Raw genomic sequence first — 19,340 nt, forward strand, 5'->3', positions numbered from 1 at the left:
GACATCTATCCCTTTTGCCCTTCACCTTTTAGATGGGTAAGCATCTCGGTTTTGTCCGGCGCGCGCATCATCGTTTCGCCGATGAGTACCGCGTCCACCTTCGCTTCCCGCAGCAGCGCGATCTCTTCAGGGGAGCGGATGCCGCTTTCCGCCACAAACAGCGCGCCGTCTCCGACGAGGCTGCGCAGGCGTGTGCAGTTGTTCACATCCACCGCAAAGCTTTTCAGGTTGCGGTTGTTGACGCCGATGAGCCGTGCCCCGGCCCGCAGAGCCGATTCTATTTCGGCTTCGTCGTGCGCTTCCACCAGTGCGGACAGCCCCAGTGCATCGGAGATCTGTAGGTATGCCCGCAGCGTGTCGGTGTCGAGCAGCGCGCAGATCAGCAGCACCGCGCCGGCGCCGAGCGTTTTCGCCTCGTAGATCTGGTATTCGTCGACCGTGAAGTCCTTGCGCAGCAGCGGCAGGGACACCGTCCGGTGGATTTCATGCAGATACCGGCTGCTGCCGAGAAAGAACTCCGGCTCGGTCAGCACCGAAATCGCGTCCGCGCCGGCTGCTTCGTAATCCCGCGCGATGTCGAGGTAGGGAAACTCCCCGGCAATGACGCCTTTGGAAGGGGAGGCCTTTTTGATTTCACAGATGAACGCGATGTCGTCCTTTTGAAGCGATTTCTCAAATCGGAACGGGTTCAGCACCGGCAGGGAAAGCGCCTGCTTCTTCATCGCGTCGGGCGCGATCATATCCTTGAGCAGGCCAACCCGCTTTCTCGTCGCTCCTGCGATCCTATCCAGTATCATTCGGCGGCCACCTCGTTTGAGAGTCGGATGAACTGCTCGAGCTTCCGCTTGGCCTTCCCGGAATCGATCGTGTCGGCCGCGAGCTTCACACATTCGCGCAGTGTGATGTTGCTGTAGGCCATATACAGGCAGACCGCCGCGTTGAGCAGCACGATGTCCCGCTTCGGCCCGGGCATTCCGTCCAGGATGTCGCGCGCGATCTGCGCGTTTTCCTGCGGATTGCCGCCGACCAGGTCTCCCGGCGTACAGGTGGAGAAGCCGAACTGCTTCGGATCCAGAAAGAAGCTGTTGAGCTTGCCGTCGTTGACCTCGCAGACGGTCGAGGAGCTGCAGAGGGTGACCTCGTCAAGCCCGTCATGCCCGTAGACCACCATCGCGCGCTTGACGCCGAGGTTCGACAAGGTGCGTGCCAGCGGCTCCACCAGGTTTTCATCGTAGACGCCCAGAAGCTGCAGGTTTGCCCCCGCCGGATTCGCGAGCGGGCCCAAAATGTTGAAGATGGTCCGCACGCCAAGCTCCTTTCGTACGGGAGCCGCGTATTTCATCGACGCGTGGTAGGCAGGCGCGAACATGAAGCAGATACCGGTATCCCGCAGAACCTTTGCGCTCTGCTGTGCGTTCAAGTCGATCTTGACGCCGAGCGCTTCGAGCACATCCGCGCTGCCGCATTTGCTCGACACGCTGCGGTTGCCGTGCTTCGCGACCGGAACGCCCGCCGCCGCGATGACCAGGGCCGATACGGTCGAGATGTTGAAGGTGTAGGCCCCGTCGCCGCCGGTGCCGACGATCTCCAGCACATCCCGGTCGTGCTGAAGCTTGGTGCAGAGCTTGCGCATGATCATCGCGCAGGCCGTGATCTCCTCGATGGTTTCGCCCTTCATGCGCATCGCGGTCAGGAACGAGCCGATCTGCGCGTTTGTCGCTTTGCCCTGCATGATTTCATCCATAACGGCCTTCGCTTCCTCAAGCGTGAGGTTCTGCCGGTCCAGCAGCTTGACAATGGCTTCCCTGATCATTGCTCATTTCCCCCAATCCGCAGAAAGTTTTCGGTGATCTGTATGCCTTCCGGCGTCAGGATCGATTCCGGATGGAACTGTACGCCGTAGATTTCATAGTCGCGGTGTTTAACCGCCATGACCTCGCCGTTTGCATCCTCCGCGATGACCAGAAGTTCATCCGGCAGGGTGTTGCGCTTCGCGATCAGCGAATGATAGCGGGCCGCCTTCATGATCGGCGGCAAGCCCTTGAAGATGGCGCTTCCGTTCGCGATGTGGATCATGCTCTGCTTGCCGTGCATCAGCTCCCTGGCATGGCAGATCTGCGCGCCGAAGACCTCGCAGATGGCCTGGTGCCCAAGGCATACGCCGAGGAGGGGGACAACGCCCTTCAACTGATGTATCACGTCCTCGCAGACGCCGGCGTCCTTCGGATAGCCGGGGCCGGGGGAGAGGATGATGTGCGACGGTTTGAGCGCCCGGATTTGCTCTGCTGACATCTCGTCATTGCGGATGACCCGGATATCCCTGCGGATGGAGCCCACCTGCTGGTAAAGGTTATAGGAAAAGCTGTCGTAATTGTCGATCAAGAGTACCATCAGTCGTTCACCTCGCTTGCCTTGCACACGGCGTTTATGATCGCCTTGGCCTTGTTGCCCGATTCCATGTATTCATTCTCCGGAACGCTGTCGGCGACCACGCCGCCGCCCGCCTGCACGTAGACCCTGCCGTTCTTCTTGACGGCCATGCGGATGGCGATGCAGGTGTCCATATTGCCGGAGAAATCGATGTATCCGATCGCGCCGCCGTAAATGCCGCGCGCGCAGGGTTCCAGTTTGTTTATGATCTCGCAGGCCCGGATCTTCGGCGCGCCGGAGAGCGTGCCGGCCGGGAGCGCCGCCGCAATCGCGTCGAGCGCGTCGTATTCCTGTCTGATCGTGCCGCCGACCACCGAGGTGATGTGCATGACCTGCGAGTAGCGGTGGATCTTCATGTACTGCTCGACCCTGACCGAACCGAACTTCGAAATTTTGCCGATGTCGTTGCGGGCCAGGTCGACCAGCATATTGTGTTCGGCAAGCTCCTTCTCATCGTTTAAAAGCTCTTCCTCCAGCCGAAGGTCTTCCTCCGGCGTCCTGCCGCGCGGCCGGGTGCCGGCGACCGGGAAGGTGCTGAGATGCCCGGCGTTCAGCTTGATGAGCGTTTCGGGCGAGGTGCCCGCTATCTGTACGTCGCCGGTCTGCAGGTAGACCATGTACGGCGAAGGGTTTGTGGTGCGCAGTACGCGGTAGGCGTTCATCAGGCTGCTGGCATAGTCGGTTTCAAACCGGCGGGACGGGACGATCTGGAAGATGTCGCCGTCCAGGATGTGCTCCTTGGCCTTGTCGACCCGGTCGCAGTACTGCTCCTTGGAGAGATTGCAGGTGAAGACCGGATGTTCATCCGCCTTTTCTTTCGGCAGCGCGGACGGGTCCTCAATCAGCGCGGTGATCCTGTCAAGCTCGAGCAGCGCCTGCCGGTAGTTCTCTTCCAGCGCGTCGGTTCGAATGTTGACCACGATGTCGATCTTCTGTTTCAGATGATCGTAGGCGATGACCTTGTCAAACAGCATCAGGTCGAAGTCGTCGCAGTCGCTTTCCTGCAATTTGAGCACCGGCTCGGCGTACCGGATCATCTCATAGGCAAAGTAGCCGACCAGCCCGCCGGTGAACGGCGGCATATAGTCAAAACGCGGGGTTTGGTAGTCTTTCAGAATATCGCGCAGCACCTGCATGGGATCGTCTGTCTCGATGCGTTTGGCTTCGCCGTTCTCGATGGTCACGACGCCGTTTTTGCAGCGCACGCGGATGACGGGATCATATCCCAAAAAGGAGTAGCGTCCCCACTGTTCCCCTCCCTCGATGCTTTCAAGCAGGTAATACTGCCGGCTGAGCTTTGCAATCTTGCGAAGCAGCGTAATCGGCGTGACGACGTCGGCGTAAATCTCCCTGCAGACCGGGATGATGCTGTAATCCTGTTTCAGAGAGGTAATTTCATGATAAGCGGGTCTGATCATGCTGAGTTCACTCCTTTATAAAAATAAAAAAAGCCTTTATCCCTTACAAAGAAAGGGACAAAAGCTGTGCTTCTGCGGTACCACCCAGATTGGCGTAAAAACGCCCGCTCACTGCATACGAACATATGCGCCCTGCATGATAACGGACAGGATGCCGTCAGCGCCTACTGCTTCTCTCGAAGTTTCGGACTGCCCTCACAAGCCCATTCGGTAAACACTGTGCTGCCGCATTCCCACCAGTTAGCGGCTCTCTGCATACACCCGTATCTACGTACTCCTCTTGCTCAACGGTTTGCTTTTATGACGCTTATTATACGCCCGCGGTTTCCATTTGTCAAGAGCCCGCTTTCAGATTTTTTTCTGGGAACGCAGAAAAAGATCCTTCACAGGAAACGCAAAAGCCGAGGATGCATCGGATTTTTCGGCATTTCTTTACATTCCGCGCCTTTTTTGCTATAATGGAAAAAATATTTATTGGGGGAAGATCGTATGATTGATTTTGAGAATGGCAGCGTCTTTAAATTGAAACAGGTGAAGAATGACACCTTTGACAAACAAATCGTTCCGTTAATGGTCAAGGGGGAGATGGTCATCAGCGTTTACCAGACCGTGCGGGACGGCATCGTGTTCACAAACAAACGGATTATCGTGATCAATGTGCAGGGGATGACCGGCAAGAAGAAGTCGTTCACCTCCCTGCCGTACCGCAAGGTGCAGGTGTTTGCGATTGAGACATCGGGCGTGTTCGATATGGACAGCGAGCTGGAGCTTTACTTCTCCGGCCTCGGAAAGGTCAAATTTGAACTGACCGGCGGCAGCAATGTCTCCGAAATCTGCCGCGTCATCGGGGAGTATGTACTCTAAGAGATTGCTGCCGGATGACAGGAGCATGAAAACTGTATGTCGTACAGGCTTAATTCGACATTGTGCCGATCAAAACGGAAGCTGCGGATTCGGGTCATGCATGGCGGCAGTCAGGTGTCATACCGTTGAAACGATGCGGTGCAGAAAAGAAATGGGGGAGAGCCATGCCGATTGACCAGACCGGCCGCCGCATCCTGCTGGAGGGCGCGAACAATGTGCGGGATTTGGGCGGCTATCCAACGCTGGACGGCTATCAGACAAAGAAAGGCGTGTTCCTGCGCTCAGACGGGCTGCACCGGCTCACCGATGCGGATATCAATCAGCTGCTGGATATGGGTCTGCGGCTGGTCGTCGATCTGCGCAGCGGGCAGGAGCTGGAACGCAAGCCTTCACGGCTTTGCGGGGTGGAAGGCGTGCGGTATGAACATATCGCGATGTTCGACGGGGTGCAGTCCGCAATGTTTGAGGGGCAGCTTCCGCGGTCGATGGGGGATATGTACTGCTATCTGCTGGATCACTCATTTGACAATTACCGGACGATTTTTCGGCTGTTCGGTGAAACAAAGGGGCTGTCCCTGTTCAACTGCGCCGCGGGAAAGGACCGCACCGGCGTGCTGGCGATGCTGCTGCTCAAGCTGGCCGGCGTCGTGGACGATGATGTGATCGAGGACTACGCGATCAGTGAGCGCAACATCTACGAGGCGTCGAAGCGCCAGATCGAGGAGCTGAGGAAACAGGGGATCGACGCGCCGGAATACCTGTTCCAGTCGCACAAGGAGGATATGCTGATGACGCTGATCCATCTGCGGGAGCGCTATGGCGGCGCGTTTTATTATCTTCGGCGGTGCGGGCTGTCAGATCAGGAAATCCGCACGGTACGTAAAAAGTTCATTACATAGAAAAAACGCTGCATGGGATGTCCATGCAGCGTTTTTATCGTTTCCTCGAATGTGGGTGCCAGGATCGAAGATAAAGAGTTGATCGGGAAAATTCGATAAATGAATCAAAAAAGATTTTCGTGCCGTGGTTATAATTTTTGAACCGACGATCTTTCAGTCCTCGTCAACGGATGAATGAAGAAGGCCCTTTGTGCCGTCATTTGAACCTTCGAACCGGCGGTCCTTCTGTCCTTGTCAACGGATGAATGCAAAACCTTTTTATTGCGTTATGATTCGAACAGCCCAAGGCCCTGCGGCTCAAATGCGCCTTCCAGCCCGACGACATGGGGCCAGCGGCCGGTATCGTCGACGATGAACCCCATCAGCATCCCCATATGCGTATGAAGATGGCGATGCTGCGCCAGAATCAGTGTGAAGCGGGTGTACGGGCAGTTCGGCGGATACTCCAGAAGCATGTCGTCGGTCAGCGTATCAAGATAGGCGGCGATCTTTGCACAGATGCCGGAGAGATATGCCTGGATTTCTGCACGGCTCAGCGGCTTGGACGCAGGAATATCCAGATTGTTAAGATTCGGATGATGAATCGGCGGCTCTTTGTAACCGGCGCTGGGATTGATCATCCAGCGGTCCAGGGAATGCAGCATATGATAGACGTGCTGATAAAGCGGCACGCCGCAGCGAAGGCTTTCCCACCTGTCGTCCGGGATGCAGGCAACCACATTCCGGACCTCCCACAATGCCCGCCATGTCAGTTCCCGGATAACGGTTGAAAGGGATTCCTGTTTCAATGTATCATCTCCTCATCCGTAATACCATTCAGTTTACACCTTTTACCGCCTGCTGTCCAGTCAGCATTGGAATCTGTTGGATGAAACGCAGCAAAACGAGTCTGCGGGTTTAGAATTCTTGATCTGTTTGTAAAATTTTGGGTGATGCTACAGGATTCGTGCATATCTTCGGCGTTGAATGCATAGAATATATGTTGTATCTGCTAAAAGGATTGTCCACAATAACCGAGCAGGCATCCGTTACATATGATGTAGAGGAAATAAGAGTACGTCTGCACAGTCGGCAGATATGAAATCCAACAGTGGAAGGTGATGTTATCAGGAACCTATTGAAACTGAAAAGAACCGGCGTGGTGCGCAGCCTTTGGGGAATTGCCATGAGCGGAATGCTGTTTGCGGTTGTCTGGACCGGACAGCACAGCCTGGATGAGGGCGGCAGTACTGCGGCAATGGAAGGTACGATTGATTCAGATAAAAATACCATGGTTCAGGCGTGCGCCAGTGATGGACCGCAGTGGTTTGAAAGCGCCCGCCTGCCTGTGCAGTTAGATGTGAAGCGGACCGGAGAAAAAGCGGATGAGGTGTTCGTACAGAATCAGGCCGCTGCGGACAAAGCGGATGACGAAGCATCGGCGCCGCAGGAATCCGAAACGGCGGAGAATGAAGCTCAGCCTCAGCCTTCCGGACAGTCCGCAGAGCCGGAAGCCGAATCTTCTTCGGCAAAGACACACCGTTATACGGCGGTCCAGAATGCCATCACCGATGAGGAGCTGGAGCTGCTTGCGAAGATCGTCTGGATAGAATCCCGCGGGGAACCGGATGAGGGGCAGCAGGGGGTCGTCGAGGTTGTGTTCAACCGGGTGCTGAACAGCCGGTTCCCAAATTCCATTCACGATGTGATTTACCAGCGGGGCCAGTTTACCAGCGTATATTATCTGGACACCGCGCGGCCCACACAGCGGGAATATGATAACATTGCCCTTGTGCTGCAGGGAAAAACCGATGTGCTTTCGGATGATGTTGTATATTTCAGCCGCGAGCCGCTCAATGACCGCATCGATACAAAAATCTGCTGCCACTATTTCTGCCGGATTTAGAACAATGCCGATGGAGGAGGGATTGCCCTCCTCCATTTTTCTGTTGCAAATTTAGCATAACGAGACCGCTGGTCTGACGGTGAGAATAAAAAAACTTCAGCTTTCAGAGTAAAACAAAGAGAATGACAATAACCGTATCGCTCAAAGTGAAAAGCTATAGAGGCATAATTGCTTTAGCGGCTGCAGCGTGCATGTTGCAAATGACAGTATTTCAGTGCCTTTTGAGAGCCGGCATGATGCCCTTCCAGAGCCGGCGCATGCCGCCGGTTCGATGTAGTTTTGATTTAGAAAAACTACATCGAACCGGCAAAATGGGAAGTAAACGGCCGGTGCAATTGGCTTTCCAGGTGGAATATTGTAACGGCCAGCCCCTCATATCACCGGCCTTATTGTACGATGTCTGACAAAATCCGTCTTTCAGTTGGTACATCCGTCTCTATAATGTCCATCAAAAGAAGGATAATGGCATAAGACAGCATCCTGATGCATATGAAAGAAGAGAGGGTCAGTCCGGCGGATGGGGACAACATCTTCCGGCAAGGACGGTTTTGAAGAAAGGATGATACCGTGAAAGAGACACTGCTGAAAAAGATAGAGAACCGCGAGATTGTCGTCGGCGTTGTGGGGCTTGGCTATGTCGGCCTGCCTCTGGCTGTGGAAAAGGCGAAAGCGGGTTTTAAAACGATCGGTTTCGATGTACAGGAGAAGAAGGTTTCCATGGTCAATGCCGGGCACAATTACATCGGCGATGTAGTGGACAGGGAACTGAAGGGCATTGTAGAAGACGGGATGCTGTGCGCGACGACCGATTTCCGATCGATTCACGAGGCGGATTTTATTGCGATCTGTGTGCCCACGCCGCTGGACGAATACCAGCAGCCGGATATCCGCTTTGTGCGGGACAGCGCCATGACGGTTTCCCGCTTTTTGAAGAGGGGAAGCATGGTGGTGCTGGAATCCACCACCTATCCCGGAACGACCGAGGAATTGATCAGGCCGATTCTGGAGCAGGGCTCGGGGCTTATCTGCGGGGAGGATTTCTATCTGGGGTTCTCGCCGGAGCGGGTCGACCCCGGCAACCTGATTTACCATACGAAAAACACGCCCAAGGTGGTGGGCGGCATCGGAAAGGATGCAACCGAGGTGATTGCCGCCATGTACCGTGCGGTGCTGGACGGCTCGGTGCTCGAGGTGTCCTCTCCCGCCGTAGCGGAGATGGAAAAAATCCTTGAGAATACATACCGCAACATCAACATCGGCCTTTCCAACGAGATGGCCATCATCTGCGAAAAGATGGGCATCAACGTCTGGGAGGTCATCGATGCGGCCAAAACCAAGCCATATGGCTTCCAGGCGTTCTATCCGGGCCCTGGGCTCGGCGGGCACTGCATTCCGCTGGATCCCTATTATCTGACCTGGAAGGCGCGGGAATTTGATTACCATACCAAGCTGATTGAAACCTCCGGTGAGATCAACAACTACATGCCGCAGTATGTGGTGGAACGCTGCGGACGCATTTTGAATGGGGACCGCATTGCGCTCAACGGCGCTAGGGTGCTGGTTATGGGGGTCGCCTACAAGCAGGATATCGACGATTACCGCGAAAGCCCGGCGCTGAAGGTGATTGAGAATTTTGAACATGCCGGTTCACTGGTGGATTTCTATGATCCTTATATCGACGAGTACTGGTACAAGGGAAACTGCCATCAGGGCCTTGAGCAGATCAGCGCGGGCATTCTATCGGAGTATGACCTGGTTGTGATCACCACGGCCCATTCCATTGTCGACTATGAACTGGTGGCCCAAAACGCCCGTCATATCTTTGATACCAAGAACGTAACCAAGCATGTCAAGAGCCGCGAGAACATTGTGGTGCTATAAGCTGTGGGCAGAATGGAGCGTTGCAAAATGAAGTTGTAATAGCAAACTGCACAAAGAGACGGTTTGCGACGAAAAAACGCCTTTGAAAATGGCCTTTACAGCCAGATTCAAAGGCGTTTTTGTGCAGCTTTTATCTAATGAGCTATTTTGAGCAGCCTTACCGGAAGGGCAGGACCGCCGCCATCAGACATTGACAGTGAAAAAACCGTCCAATTCCCATTTTTCAAACAGACATCATCGACAGATAATAAGTTTAACCCGCTGCCGCTTAAAAAAGCGTAGTCTGATCCTGCCGGATGGTGTGCATCTTCCGGTCGGTTATCCGTTCATTTCCCCGCGGATGACCGATCAGCGTCGGTGAGGCTGGATCGTGCATGGCCCGGTTGCGGCGGGCCAGTGCCGGGCTTTTGGTGGCATAGCAGTAGGTGCAGCCGTTGACGCAGGTGTTGTAGGTGCCGAGATCGATGCTTTCGGCGCAACGGCAGCCCGCGCGCTGTCCCGGGTCTTTCTTGGTCAGAACCGGGCAGCCGATGAGCGTCTCTGCCAGATGGGCATCGATGCAGGCGGCGGGTTCGATCCCATATGTACGGAGGTCAAGCTGCTCCGAGCAAGCCGAAAGCCTGAGGTTAAAATCGGCCGCGATGGCAGAGAAGGCCGACGCGATGCCGCGCATCTGCGTAGCGTCCGCTTTGCGGATGTGCTTCAAGTGGACATATGGATCGGCAAAGCTCAGGACACAGCGGTTGGTATAGCCGTGCAGCTGTGCGCAGAGGCTTTGGAATTGCCGAATATGATAGGAGAAGGTGAACGGTTCGTACAGAAGAATCGGGTCATACCGCCAGATCACCCGGTCACAGCCAAGCTTTTCCGACAATTCCCTGAACTGCGCAACCCGATTGGAGACCGACGGCAGATGCGGTTCGGCGGCTTTGCCATACGGCGTCAGCGTGAACTGAAAATAATAGGGATATCCGAATTGTGAAAGCGTCTCAAGCCGGTCAAGCATCGGCTTCGGATTTTTGCTCCAGAACACCATACAGTCCACTGTATCGGGCGTGAGCATCACACGAAAAAGATGGTTGGCGTCATATGGATCGGGAACCAGCGCATACCCTTCCTTCAGCCGGTTGATCATCCAGTCGGCGTAAAGCGCAGGGATGTCGGTGCGGCGGCTGGCGCTGATGATCATGAATTTTCCTCCTTTCACAGGCCGGACAGGCCCAAAGAATACCCGGTGGCAAACGGTTTGCGGAGAAGAACAGGATGCGTAAGGAAAGACGGCGCTGAGGCGGAAATGCGTCATAGCTATGGACTCAGGGATGTGGAACACACGGCTTTGAGCCGCTATGCTGAAACAGGAAAGGCGGATGCCGTGAACAAGTATAGCCCAAAAACAGATGGCTCAAGAACAGATACCCCAAAAACAGATCCTTCAAAAACAGATGCTCCAGGAACAGTTGGCCAATAAAAGCGGCCCGGCCGCCGGTATTCGGCAGCCGGGCCGTTTGTTATAAACGGATCTTTTTATCCGTTCTGGCCGAGTCCCTGTGGATTCTGCAGCGTATGGGGAGAGCCTGCCGGCGGCTGCGTGAAGGGCCGCAGCTCTTCGGTTAGATATTCCATCGTGCGGTCATTCTCGGCAGCCTGCTTCTGGTCCGCATGCTTGTGTTTGTAGGATTCCACCATCAGCTTTCCATAGATGGAAAAAGCGCATCCCATATACGGCAGGACGAAGAAAACCGGCAGCAGCACCAGACACAGCGCGATCCATCCGATGAAGCTCAGCAGATATTTTGCCCAGGCGAGCTTTCTGCCCTTCATATTCCTGACAGAAAGACGGACGGCTTCGTGGATGCCGATCTCCTCGTTGTCAAAGAAGAAGTAAGGGGCCAGGAAATACCGGCTGTTGTAGACGATCCAGAAGATGAATCCGATCAGCAGCAGGATGCAGCCCAGCAGGATGCCGAACACGCCGGCCAGCAGCTGCGGCTGGTCGCTGATGGAGCCGAACAGGAAGACGGACAGCGTCATGACAATGATCCCCGGCAGGGAGAACAGCACCAGCCAGAGCAGCGAACGGACCGTGACGCCCAAGGTCAGCAAAAGCGATTTAAAGTACCGTTTAAAGCCGGTAAAGTAATGCCAGATATGGCCGATCCCGCATTCCCGGTCGCTGATCAGCGCAAAGAACCACCGCATGCATCCCAGTGTCAACGGAAGCACCGTCAGGATATGAACCACTGTGACGACGATGTTGAACAGGAATGCGGTGAGAGAGAGGTCGACGGTCTCAACCAGCAGGTTCGGATTGGACAGCAGATTCCGGAACCCGCTGACATTGAGCAGATACGCGGCCAGATTCTCCGCGATGAACAGAAAGATCAGCACAGCAAAATAAAGAAACAGCACGCAAATGGCCCGTCCCCAATGATTTTTAAGGGCAAGCAGGCTGTTTTTCTTCATCTGTGTAAAACGTTCCATGTGATTCACCTGTTTCCCGGCTTTTGGCCGAAATTTATGATTTTCCCGCAGAAGGAGAGGATTGTCCGTTTTTTTGCACCATTAGTATTCTATACCCAAACGCGCGGGCATATTCTTTTCATACGGATGCTTTTTTGCGGAAATCACCGACAGATAGTCCGCAAACCCGCCCAGCCGATCGGAAAGCCCGCGTCCGGTCAGGACAACCTCCACGCCGGATGCGCGATTGTGCAGCATCTCGATCAGCCGCGTTTCATCCAGACAGCCCAGTGAAACCGCGTCCAGGACCTCGTCAAGCACGATGAGGTCGCAGCGGCCCTCCAGCATCGCCTGCCGGGCGGCGCACAGCGCGTCTTGCTGTTCACGGACGCACCGCTCTTTCTGTTTTTCGTCCATCTCAAAAAAGAATTTTGGACAGCTTGTCGGACGCAGCACCTCGATGCCCAGCGTCTGCAGCGGAAGCTGCTCGCTGGTGGGACGGGATTTCAAAAACTGGATGAACAGCACCCGGAGCCCGGCTCCGCGCGCCCGGACCGCCAGCCCGACCGCCGCGGTGGTTTTGCCCTTGCCGTCGCCGGTGTAGATGTGCACAAGCCCGCTATTTTTCATACGGCACCAGATCGAACACCTCGCCCTTGCCGTCCCGCATCCAAGACTGCGGCGTCATCAGCAGCGTAAAGCCCTTGCCGTTCTCAGCGTTCCATTCGGGCATTGGGCGCTGCGGGAACGCGTAGGCGCTCAGCATCGCCATGATGACCCCCATATGGGTGACGACCGCGACGGAGGTCAGCTTGTCGGACATCATCTCCTTAAAGATGTGGTCGAGCGCGCTGCGGCAGCGCTTGACGAGATCGTCCATCGTCTCGCCGTTTGGCGGCGGATTCTTCTGGGAGTCCTCCATCCATTTCAAAAAGCTCTCCTCCTCTTTGAGTTCGAGCAGGCTTTTCCCTTCGAAGTCGCCCAGATCGTATTCGATCAGCTCGTCGAGCGTCTCGGTCCAGTGATCGGGATACAGGATTTCAGCGGTCTGGACGCAGCGCAGCAGCGGGCTGACATAAACCTTGCTGGCCGCCGGGTAGATGTTGTCCTCACGCAGCTGCTGAAGCTCCTCGGCGCCCGCTTCGCACAGCGGCGTGTCGGTCCTTCCGATGTAGATGCCGTCCTTGTTTGTCTTGGTCTGTCCGTGCCGGATCAGATGAATTTTATAGGTAATCAACACAACCATCCTTTTGATCAAACAGCGCAGCCATGAGGGCTTTTTCCGCTGCTTTTCGATTTTTTTAGAAATATTCCGATAAATTCTCGCAGGGTACTTTACAAAAGGTATGTAATATAATATAATTTACCATACGTAAAAATAAAATGCAAGACTCTGATGAAAATATTGCCGTCCGCAGTTCCGGTCGATGGATTGGGGCTGGGGGGCGTTTTGCCGTCGTGGCCGAAGTCCGCTGGGGATGAAAACGGCCGGACGGTTTTCCTGCGCTGCGTTGGAACCGAGAAGGGCAGGAAATCGGACATCACAGGCCGGCCGCTGCTGCCGGGATGGACAGAATACAGGAAAAGGAGAAGGTACGGATTATGAACGCGGATTTTCCAAGAATCTTGACCCTGCTGAGGAAAGAGAAGGGCATCAGCCAGAAACAGGCGGCTTCGGAGCTGCAGATTTCACAGGCGCTTCTGTCCCATTATGAGAAGGGCATCCGGGAATGCGGGCTGGAGTTTCTGACCCGTGCGGCGGATTTTTACGGGGTCTCCTGCGATTACCTGCTCGGCCGCTCACCCGACCGGCACGGCATGATGCTGCAGATTGAGGATATCCCGGAGCCGGACAGCATGGGGAAAGAGAGCACCTTCCGCGGCAGCATTCTGCCGACGCTGAACAAAAAGCTGATCTCCAATTCGCTCAATATTCTGTTCGACCTCATGCAGCGCTGCAACAACAAGGCTCTGACCACGGAAATGTCCGCTTATTTGATGTTAGCCGTCTACCGGATGTTCCGTATCCTGTACTGTGCAAATCCAAAAAATCAGCGCAATTTGTTTACGATACCGTCTCAGTTCTCTGCCGGCTATACCGCCGCCGCCATGCAGTTCTGCGCAAGCGATGCGCAGGCCGTTGCGGACAGCCTGTCGTTTAAGGAGAAGGCGCCGTCCGAAAGCCTGCAGGGGCTTGCGATGACCACCGAATCCCTCTCGAAGGATTATCCGCTGTTTGCCTCCAGCCTGCTGAATCTGCTGCAGAACGCGGAGCACAAGGTGCTGGATTATAGAAAATGAGGGACGAAAACCTTTGAATTCCAGATCATCCCGGAGAAAATACCACAGGCTGGAACCCTTTGAGGTCCCAGCCTGTTTTTGATTTTGAGAAGGGGAGAGCGGATCAGCCCTCCAGTACCTTCTGGTACATCTTCTGGTATTCCACGGCGGATTTCGACCAGCTGAAATCACAGGTGAACGCGTTCTCCACAATACCGCGCCATTTTTCCTTGTCGTCGAAATCCTCCTTGGCGCGCAGGATGGCGCTGAACATGTCGTGCGCGTTGTAGGTCGCAAAGGTATAGCCGTTTCCGCCCTCAAGCGAAACATCGGTGATGGAATCTTTCAGACCGCCCGTTTCCCGGACAATCGGGATGGTGCCGTAGCGCAGCGAAACCATCTGTGCAAGCCCGCACGGCTCGCTCTTGGACGGCATTAAGAACATGTCCGCGCCCGAATAGATCTTGCGGGCGAGATCCGGCACGAAGCCGAGCCGCAGCCCCACCTGTTCCGGATACTTGTACTGCATCAGCTTGAAGAAGTCCTCGAAGATGTATTCTCCGGCGCCCAGAATCACGACCTGGAAGCCCTTTTCAAGGATTTCCTCAAAGATATATTTGACGAGGTCCAGCCCCTTGTGGGAGACAAGCCTTGTCACGATGCCGATGACCGGCACGTCCTCATCATACGGAAGCTCCATGTAATCCATCAAAGCCCGTTTGTTGACATATTTATCGGCGATCGAATCCTTGTCATAGTTTTTAAAGATGTTCGGGTCGGTCTTCGGATTGTAGTTGTCGACGTCGATGCCGTTCAGGATGCCGCAGAGCTTATCCTGTTTATACCACAGCAGGTTGTTGAGCCCGTAAGAGAACCAGGAATCCAGAATCTCCTTGGCATAGGTTGGGCTTACCGTGGTGATCATGTCGGCCTGGTCGATGGCGCCCTTCATGAAGTTGGTGCAGCCGTCGTATTCAATGACGTTCATCGCGTAGTACGGAATGCCCAGAATGTCGCCGGCAATATCCATGCCGTATTTGCCCTGATACTGGATGTTGTGAATCGTGAAGACGGTTTTGATATTGCGAAAAGCGACGTCGCTTTTAAACATCAGATTCAAATAAACCGGGACCAGAGCGGTCTGCCAGTCGTTGGCGTGGATGATCTGCGGTTTGAAATCGATATGGTAGAGCATTTCCAGAATGGCTTTGGAGAAAAACGCGAAACGCTCCGCATCATCGTAAAAACCATAGATGCCCTCGCGCTTGAAGTAATACTCGTTGTCGATAAAGTAATAGGTGACGCCCTCGTGCACCGCTTTAAAGATGCCGCAGTACTGGGTGCGCCAGGAGAGCTTGACATCGAAATGCGTGATGAATTCCATCTTTTCACGAAGCTTGGCGTGGATGGTGCCGTAAAGCGGCATCACGACACGGCACTCATGCCCCAGGGCGTTGAGCGCCTTCGGCAGGGAACCCGCGACATCGGCAAGTCCGCCGGATGCCATAAAGGGAAGCGCTTCGCTCGCTGCATATAAAATGTTCATAGTGTTACCTCCATTCCCTTTCTTTTTCTTATTTGAAAAAGAAATTACAAAAACCGCTTGTGAAACAGGTTTGCTGCCGGCAGACCGATACGGCTGCGCGCAGTTTGCCCATCATGTGCATGCCGGCCGGGTTGTGATACATAGAAGCCGGAAGCCGCGCATGTACTTGGATGCGGCCTTCAAACAGCAGTTTTTTCGTGTTGGGCAGTTTTCCGGCTTGTTCAGCTGGTTATATCATTGGAAAACAGCATGTCCTCTATACCGGCCCGTATCAACCGGCCAACTCAATTTTGGAAGGGAAAACCGCCGGTTCTCCCTTCCAAAAGATAAAGCAGATTTCATTTATACGACGCTGCCTTTGGCGATGAACATGGGATAGGTGTTGAAGCCCATCAGCATGCGGCCCTCTTTGATCATGCAGTCCTTGTCCGCAATGATGTAGTCGAGATTCGCATCGCCGCAGATCACGCCTGCCTGCATGATGATCGAATTTTTGACAACCGCGCCCTTGCCGACCTGTACGCCGCGGAACAGGATCGAATTTTCGACGTGGCCCTCGATGACACAGCCGTCGGCAATCAGGGAGTTCGAGACGAAGGAATCCAGGCCGTAAGTGGCCGGCACTTCGTCGCGGACCTTTGTGTAGATCGGACGGTCCTTCAGGAACAGCCGTCCGCGGCTTTCGACATTCAGCAGGTCCATGTTGGCCAGATAGTAATCCTGAATCGAATTGATGCGGCGGCAGTAGCCCTCATGCTCGTAGGCATAGATGTTCAGGGTGTCCTTGCAGGCCAGCAGGATGTGCTTGCGGAAGCTGTAGAGATCCCGCGAAGCGGTCTGCTCGATCAAATCCTCCAGCAGCTTTTTACGGATGACCGTGTAGTTCATGTAAACGTCGGCATTGCCGGGGTGCTGTGCATTCAGCGCAATGTCGATGACACGGTTGTCTTCATTCATCTCGAAGACGGTGCTGTCCATGCCGGAGTCCTTGATGATCTCATAGTTGCTGTACGCGACGGTGATGTCGGCGTTCTTCTCTTTATGATAGGCGATGACCTTTCTGAAGTCGATGTTCGTGATGATATCGCAGTCCGCCATCACGACATATTCCGCCTGGGAATGCTTGATAAAGTTGAGGATGCCGGCGAGCGCTTCGAGCCTTCCGCGGTACATGCCCGCGCTGGCGCGACCGAACGGCGGCAGGAGCGAAAGTCCGCCCTGCTTGCGGGACAGGTCCCATTCACGGCCGGAGCCGAGATGGTCGATCAGCGACTGATAATTGGATTTGGTGACGACGCCGATATCCGAGATGCCGGAATTGACCATGTTGGAGAGCGCAAAGTCGATCAGGCGGTAACGTCCGCCGAACGGGATGGAACCCATCGTCCTGGGACTGGTCAGCTCCGGGATCATGTCGTCATGCATATTGGAAAAGATGATGCCCAAGGTTTCTATTTTCCGCATATCTGCCACCTCCTTTAAATGTCCTGTTCCACCATGGCTTTTGGCGGAACAACGGTATCACTGGAAACCTTGACGCGCGGACCGATGACCGCGACGCCCCAGATATCCTTCTGTGTTTCATCGATGTTTTCGGGACGCATGCCGATCCTCGCGTTTTCACCGACGACGCAGTCCTCGGCGACGATCGCGTATTCGATGACCGCGCCGGCTTTGATCACGGCGCCCGGCATGACAATGCTGTCGCGGACGACCGCGCCCTTTTCAACCGTCACGCCGGCGAACAGGATAGAGAAGTCGATCGTACCCTCCACATGGCAGCCTTCGGTGATCATCGAGTTCTGCACCACCGCGCCCGGCGCAATGTAATGCGGCGGCATAACCGGGTTTCTGGCATAGATTTTCCAGCTCGGGTCATGCAGCTTCAGCGGGACGCGCGGGTTCAGCAGATCCATATTCGCTTCCCACAGGCTGTCGATCGTGCCGACATCCTTCCAGTAGCCGGTGAACGGGTATGCATACATGTTTTCGCCGTTCTTGAGCATGGCGGGGATGATATTTTTACCGAAGTCGTTCTCCGATTCGGGATTTTCCTCGTCCTCTTCGAGATACTTTTTGAGCTTGCTCCAGGTGAAGATGTAAACGCCCATCGATGCGAGGTTACTTTTCGGCTGCGGCGGCTTCTCTTCAAATTCGTAGACCTTGCCGTCCTCCTCGGTGTTCATGATGCCGAAGCGGCTGGCCTCCTCCATGGGGACCTCGATGACCGCAATGGTGCAGTCCGCGCCGTGCTCCTTGTGGAACTTAAGCATCTTGGAATAATCCATCTTATAAATATGGTCTCCGGAGAGCATCACAACATATTCCGGGTCATACCGTTCGATAAAATGGATATTCTGGTAGATGGCGTTTGCCGTGCCGCGATACCAGTCGGAACCGGAGCTTTTCTGGTAGGGCGGCAGGATGTGCACGCCTCCATGAATCCGGTCCAGGTCCCAGGGCTGTCCGTTGCCGAGATAGGCGTTCAGTTCAAGCGGCTGATACTGGGTCAGAACGCCCACCGTATCGATGCCGGAATTCACGCAGTTGGACAACGGAAAATCGATGATTCTGTACTTGCCGCCGTACGGGACGGCCGGCTTGGCCATTTTCTTTGTCAATGCAAACAATCTGCTTCCCTGACCGCCCGCCAACAGCATGGCGATCCATTCTTTCTTTTTTACCATAGCTGGTACCTCCATATCTGAGAGGCATTGATTTTTCAAAACACATGGTTTTTGAAAAGTGTCCTCTGTAATTGCAAACATACCGTTTTGCACAGTGGTCTTGACCGTAAATCTCCCATCATAGCCGCCGGCTCCATTCGTAAAGAAGGATGCGCTGATACATGGCGGAAAACATTCTCCGTCTGATCACCGAATGGATAAAAGCAGTCTTCTCAGATGTGTTAAGTACATTTTACCAATAATTTTCGCATTTTGCAAGAAGAATTTTGTATATTTTAAAATATTCACGAAAATTTTTTCGAAGGGTTTTGTGTACTATCACCATAATCCTTGAAAACTTTGTGACCAGCCGGCCTAAGCGGCGGCAGACGTGCCGAATTTATTATAACAGATTGCATCTGTCGAAATCAAGAAAAATGTATTAATTCCAATAAAATACACACACAAAACAAGCTTACGAGCGCTATCTAACGCTGTAAGCCTCGGATACGGCATGGAACTCTTGTTCAGAAAGCTCCAGTGAAATGATCGTTGCGTTGCTGTAATGCTTTGGTGAGACATGTTTACCAAGCGATATTTAAAGAAGTAGATGACCTATTTGCCGGATAAAGAGGATTAGTCGCCCGGATATGATCCGTCATGACGCACCAGCCGAAGTATTGGGGTACCATAAAAGAAACCTGTAACCGGAGAAGCCCCCGCTACTAGCTGTGCCCAACCACCCTGCCAAAAGCAAAACGCCGCCCGCAGGCGGCCGAAGGGGAAAGCGGGATATCAGAGGGGATTTTCAAGGGGGCCACCACCTGCGGTGGGGCGCTCGGCTATGCCGTCTTTTCTGCTGCATAGTTGTGGTGTGTTCGTCATAGGCTCTTTTCTTATCTCAGTGACGCGTAGCGCGTGCACCAGCGCAGCTGGTCCCCTTGAACGGTCTTTCTTGGTTACTTCTTTGGCCGCACAAAGAAGTAACGACCACATTGCCAAGTGGTTCTT

The 19,340-nt window shown here is 54.4% G+C and carries 18 protein-coding genes and 1 other annotated feature; of the genes, 5 read left to right on the forward strand and 13 right to left on the reverse strand.

The window, feature by feature from the left end; translation table 11 throughout:
- Positions 1 to 5: 5 nt before the first annotated feature.
- Genes trpC through trpE form a run of 4 tightly spaced genes read right to left on the reverse strand, consistent with a single transcriptional unit; the run spans position 6 to position 3,848 of the window.
- A complete protein-coding gene (gene trpC, locus BN348_RS05030; RefSeq protein WP_040196664.1) occupies positions 6 to 797 on the reverse strand; it encodes an indole-3-glycerol phosphate synthase TrpC in 792 nt (263 codons plus the stop codon).
- Positions 794 to 1,813: an anthranilate phosphoribosyltransferase gene (trpD, locus tag BN348_RS05035; protein WP_040196665.1), complete on the reverse strand. Its 1,020-nt coding sequence runs from the start codon at positions 1,811 to 1,813 to the stop codon at positions 794 to 796. Before trpD ends, trpC begins: the two co-directional genes overlap by 4 nt.
- On the reverse strand, positions 1,810 to 2,391 hold the full coding sequence (locus BN348_RS05040; protein WP_040196666.1) for an anthranilate synthase component II: 582 nt from the start codon (positions 2,389 to 2,391) through the stop codon (positions 1,810 to 1,812). Before BN348_RS05040 ends, trpD begins: the two co-directional genes overlap by 4 nt.
- Positions 2,391 to 3,848 (reverse strand): anthranilate synthase component I, encoded by a 1,458-nt coding sequence (gene trpE / locus BN348_RS05045; RefSeq protein ID WP_040196667.1) that lies wholly within the window; start codon positions 3,846 to 3,848, stop codon positions 2,391 to 2,393. Before trpE ends, BN348_RS05040 begins: the two co-directional genes overlap by 1 nt.
- Before the next feature lie 50 nt (positions 3,849 to 3,898).
- Positions 3,899 to 4,145: a binding site (T-box leader), on the reverse strand.
- 192 nt (positions 4,146 to 4,337) lie between these two features.
- Here trpE and BN348_RS05050 point away from each other — a divergent pair.
- Both BN348_RS05050 and BN348_RS05055 read left to right on the forward strand, forming a co-directional pair.
- Positions 4,338 to 4,712 carry a PH domain-containing protein gene (locus tag BN348_RS05050; protein WP_040196669.1) on the forward strand — a complete coding sequence of 125 codons (375 nt, stop codon included), beginning with the start codon at positions 4,338 to 4,340 and terminating at the stop codon, positions 4,710 to 4,712.
- Positions 4,713 to 4,837: 125 nt separating this feature from the next.
- Positions 4,838 to 5,611 (forward strand): tyrosine-protein phosphatase, encoded by a 774-nt coding sequence (locus tag BN348_RS05055; RefSeq protein ID WP_156136415.1) that lies wholly within the window; start codon positions 4,838 to 4,840, stop codon positions 5,609 to 5,611.
- Positions 5,612 to 5,877: 266 nt separating this feature from the next.
- Here BN348_RS05055 and BN348_RS05060 read toward each other — a convergent pair whose 3' ends face one another.
- Complete coding sequence (locus tag BN348_RS05060) at positions 5,878 to 6,399, reverse strand: DinB family protein (RefSeq protein WP_040196670.1); 522 nt, start codon at positions 6,397 to 6,399, stop codon at positions 5,878 to 5,880.
- Between the two features lie 329 nt (positions 6,400 to 6,728).
- On the opposite strand from BN348_RS05060, the gene BN348_RS13015 reads away from it, so the two are divergent.
- Positions 6,729 to 7,496 carry a cell wall hydrolase gene (locus tag BN348_RS13015; protein WP_052446724.1) on the forward strand — a complete coding sequence of 256 codons (768 nt, stop codon included), beginning with the start codon at positions 6,729 to 6,731 and terminating at the stop codon, positions 7,494 to 7,496.
- A gap of 567 nt (positions 7,497 to 8,063) precedes the next feature.
- Positions 8,064 to 9,377, forward strand: coding sequence for a nucleotide sugar dehydrogenase (locus BN348_RS05070; protein ID WP_040196672.1), 1,314 nt, complete (start codon positions 8,064 to 8,066; stop codon positions 9,375 to 9,377).
- A 268-nt stretch (positions 9,378 to 9,645) separates the two neighbouring features.
- Here the strand turns inward: BN348_RS05070 and BN348_RS05075 are convergent, their stop codons facing one another.
- The 4 genes from BN348_RS05075 to BN348_RS05090 all read right to left on the reverse strand — a co-directional run bounded on the left by BN348_RS05075 (position 9,646) and on the right by BN348_RS05090 (position 13,074).
- The gene (locus BN348_RS05075) at positions 9,646 to 10,566 is read right to left on the reverse strand and encodes a DUF1848 domain-containing protein (protein ID WP_040196673.1); all 921 of its coding nucleotides are present in this window, start codon (positions 10,564 to 10,566) and stop codon (positions 9,646 to 9,648) included.
- Positions 10,567 to 10,901: 335 nt separating this feature from the next.
- The gene (locus BN348_RS05080; protein ID WP_040196675.1) at positions 10,902 to 11,858 is read right to left on the reverse strand and encodes a DUF975 family protein; all 957 of its coding nucleotides are present in this window, start codon (positions 11,856 to 11,858) and stop codon (positions 10,902 to 10,904) included.
- 81 nt (positions 11,859 to 11,939) lie between these two features.
- Positions 11,940 to 12,467: a cob(I)yrinic acid a,c-diamide adenosyltransferase gene (locus BN348_RS05085; RefSeq protein WP_040196677.1), complete on the reverse strand. Its 528-nt coding sequence runs from the start codon at positions 12,465 to 12,467 to the stop codon at positions 11,940 to 11,942.
- Positions 12,457 to 13,074 carry a histidine phosphatase family protein gene (locus BN348_RS05090; protein ID WP_052446725.1) on the reverse strand — a complete coding sequence of 206 codons (618 nt, stop codon included), beginning with the start codon at positions 13,072 to 13,074 and terminating at the stop codon, positions 12,457 to 12,459. Before BN348_RS05090 ends, BN348_RS05085 begins: the two co-directional genes overlap by 11 nt.
- A 365-nt stretch (positions 13,075 to 13,439) precedes the next feature.
- Here BN348_RS05090 and BN348_RS05100 point away from each other — a divergent pair, with 365 nt between their 5' ends.
- Positions 13,440 to 14,138: a helix-turn-helix domain-containing protein gene (locus tag BN348_RS05100; RefSeq protein ID WP_040196681.1), complete on the forward strand. Its 699-nt coding sequence runs from the start codon at positions 13,440 to 13,442 to the stop codon at positions 14,136 to 14,138.
- A gap of 103 nt (positions 14,139 to 14,241) precedes the next feature.
- On the opposite strand, the gene glgA is transcribed toward BN348_RS05100, so the two are convergent.
- From glgA to BN348_RS14130, 4 genes are all read right to left on the reverse strand, one after another.
- Positions 14,242 to 15,663 (reverse strand): glycogen synthase GlgA, encoded by a 1,422-nt coding sequence (glgA, locus tag BN348_RS05105; protein WP_040196683.1) that lies wholly within the window; start codon positions 15,661 to 15,663, stop codon positions 14,242 to 14,244.
- 342 nt (positions 15,664 to 16,005) lie between these two features.
- Positions 16,006 to 17,127 carry a glucose-1-phosphate adenylyltransferase subunit GlgD gene (gene glgD / locus BN348_RS05110; RefSeq protein WP_040196684.1) on the reverse strand — a complete coding sequence of 374 codons (1,122 nt, stop codon included), beginning with the start codon at positions 17,125 to 17,127 and terminating at the stop codon, positions 16,006 to 16,008.
- Between the two features lie 14 nt (positions 17,128 to 17,141).
- Positions 17,142 to 18,350 carry a glucose-1-phosphate adenylyltransferase gene (locus tag BN348_RS05115; protein WP_040196685.1) on the reverse strand — a complete coding sequence of 403 codons (1,209 nt, stop codon included), beginning with the start codon at positions 18,348 to 18,350 and terminating at the stop codon, positions 17,142 to 17,144.
- A 774-nt stretch (positions 18,351 to 19,124) separates the two neighbouring features.
- The coding region (locus tag BN348_RS14130) for a hypothetical protein (protein ID WP_207641734.1) at positions 19,125 to 19,340 on the reverse strand (216 nt) is incomplete at its 5' end.

It is taken from the genome of Candidatus Soleaferrea massiliensis AP7 (assembly GCF_000820765.1).
Lineage (GTDB): Bacteria > Bacillota > Clostridia > Oscillospirales > Ruminococcaceae > Soleaferrea > Soleaferrea massiliensis.

Bases quoted from the DNA above. Each gene is read 5' to 3' on its own strand.
- BN348_RS05085 (WP_040196677.1), bottom strand. From the start codon at position 12,467: ATGAAAAATAGCGGGCTTGTGCACATCTACACCGGCGACGGCAAGGGC.
- trpD (WP_040196665.1), bottom strand. From the start codon at position 1,813: ATGATCAGGGAAGCCATTGTCAAGCTGCTGGACCGGCAGAACCTCACG.
- BN348_RS05075 (WP_040196673.1), bottom strand. From the start codon at position 10,566: ATGATCATCAGCGCCAGCCGCCGCACCGACATCCCTGCGCTTTACGCC.
- BN348_RS05080 (WP_040196675.1), bottom strand. From the start codon at position 11,858: ATGGAACGTTTTACACAGATGAAGAAAAACAGCCTGCTTGCCCTTAAA.
- trpE (WP_040196667.1), bottom strand. From the start codon at position 3,848: ATGATCAGACCCGCTTATCATGAAATTACCTCTCTGAAACAGGATTAC.
- BN348_RS05100 (WP_040196681.1), top strand. From the start codon at position 13,440: ATGAACGCGGATTTTCCAAGAATCTTGACCCTGCTGAGGAAAGAGAAG.
- BN348_RS05040 (WP_040196666.1), bottom strand. From the start codon at position 2,391: ATGGTACTCTTGATCGACAATTACGACAGCTTTTCCTATAACCTTTAC.
- trpC (WP_040196664.1), bottom strand. From the start codon at position 797: ATGATACTGGATAGGATCGCAGGAGCGACGAGAAAGCGGGTTGGCCTG.
- glgA (WP_040196683.1), bottom strand. From the start codon at position 15,663: ATGAACATTTTATATGCAGCGAGCGAAGCGCTTCCCTTTATGGCATCC.
- BN348_RS05050 (WP_040196669.1), top strand. From the start codon at position 4,338: ATGATTGATTTTGAGAATGGCAGCGTCTTTAAATTGAAACAGGTGAAG.
- BN348_RS05115 (WP_040196685.1), bottom strand. From the start codon at position 18,350: ATGGTAAAAAAGAAAGAATGGATCGCCATGCTGTTGGCGGGCGGTCAG.
- glgD (WP_040196684.1), bottom strand. From the start codon at position 17,127: ATGCGGAAAATAGAAACCTTGGGCATCATCTTTTCCAATATGCATGAC.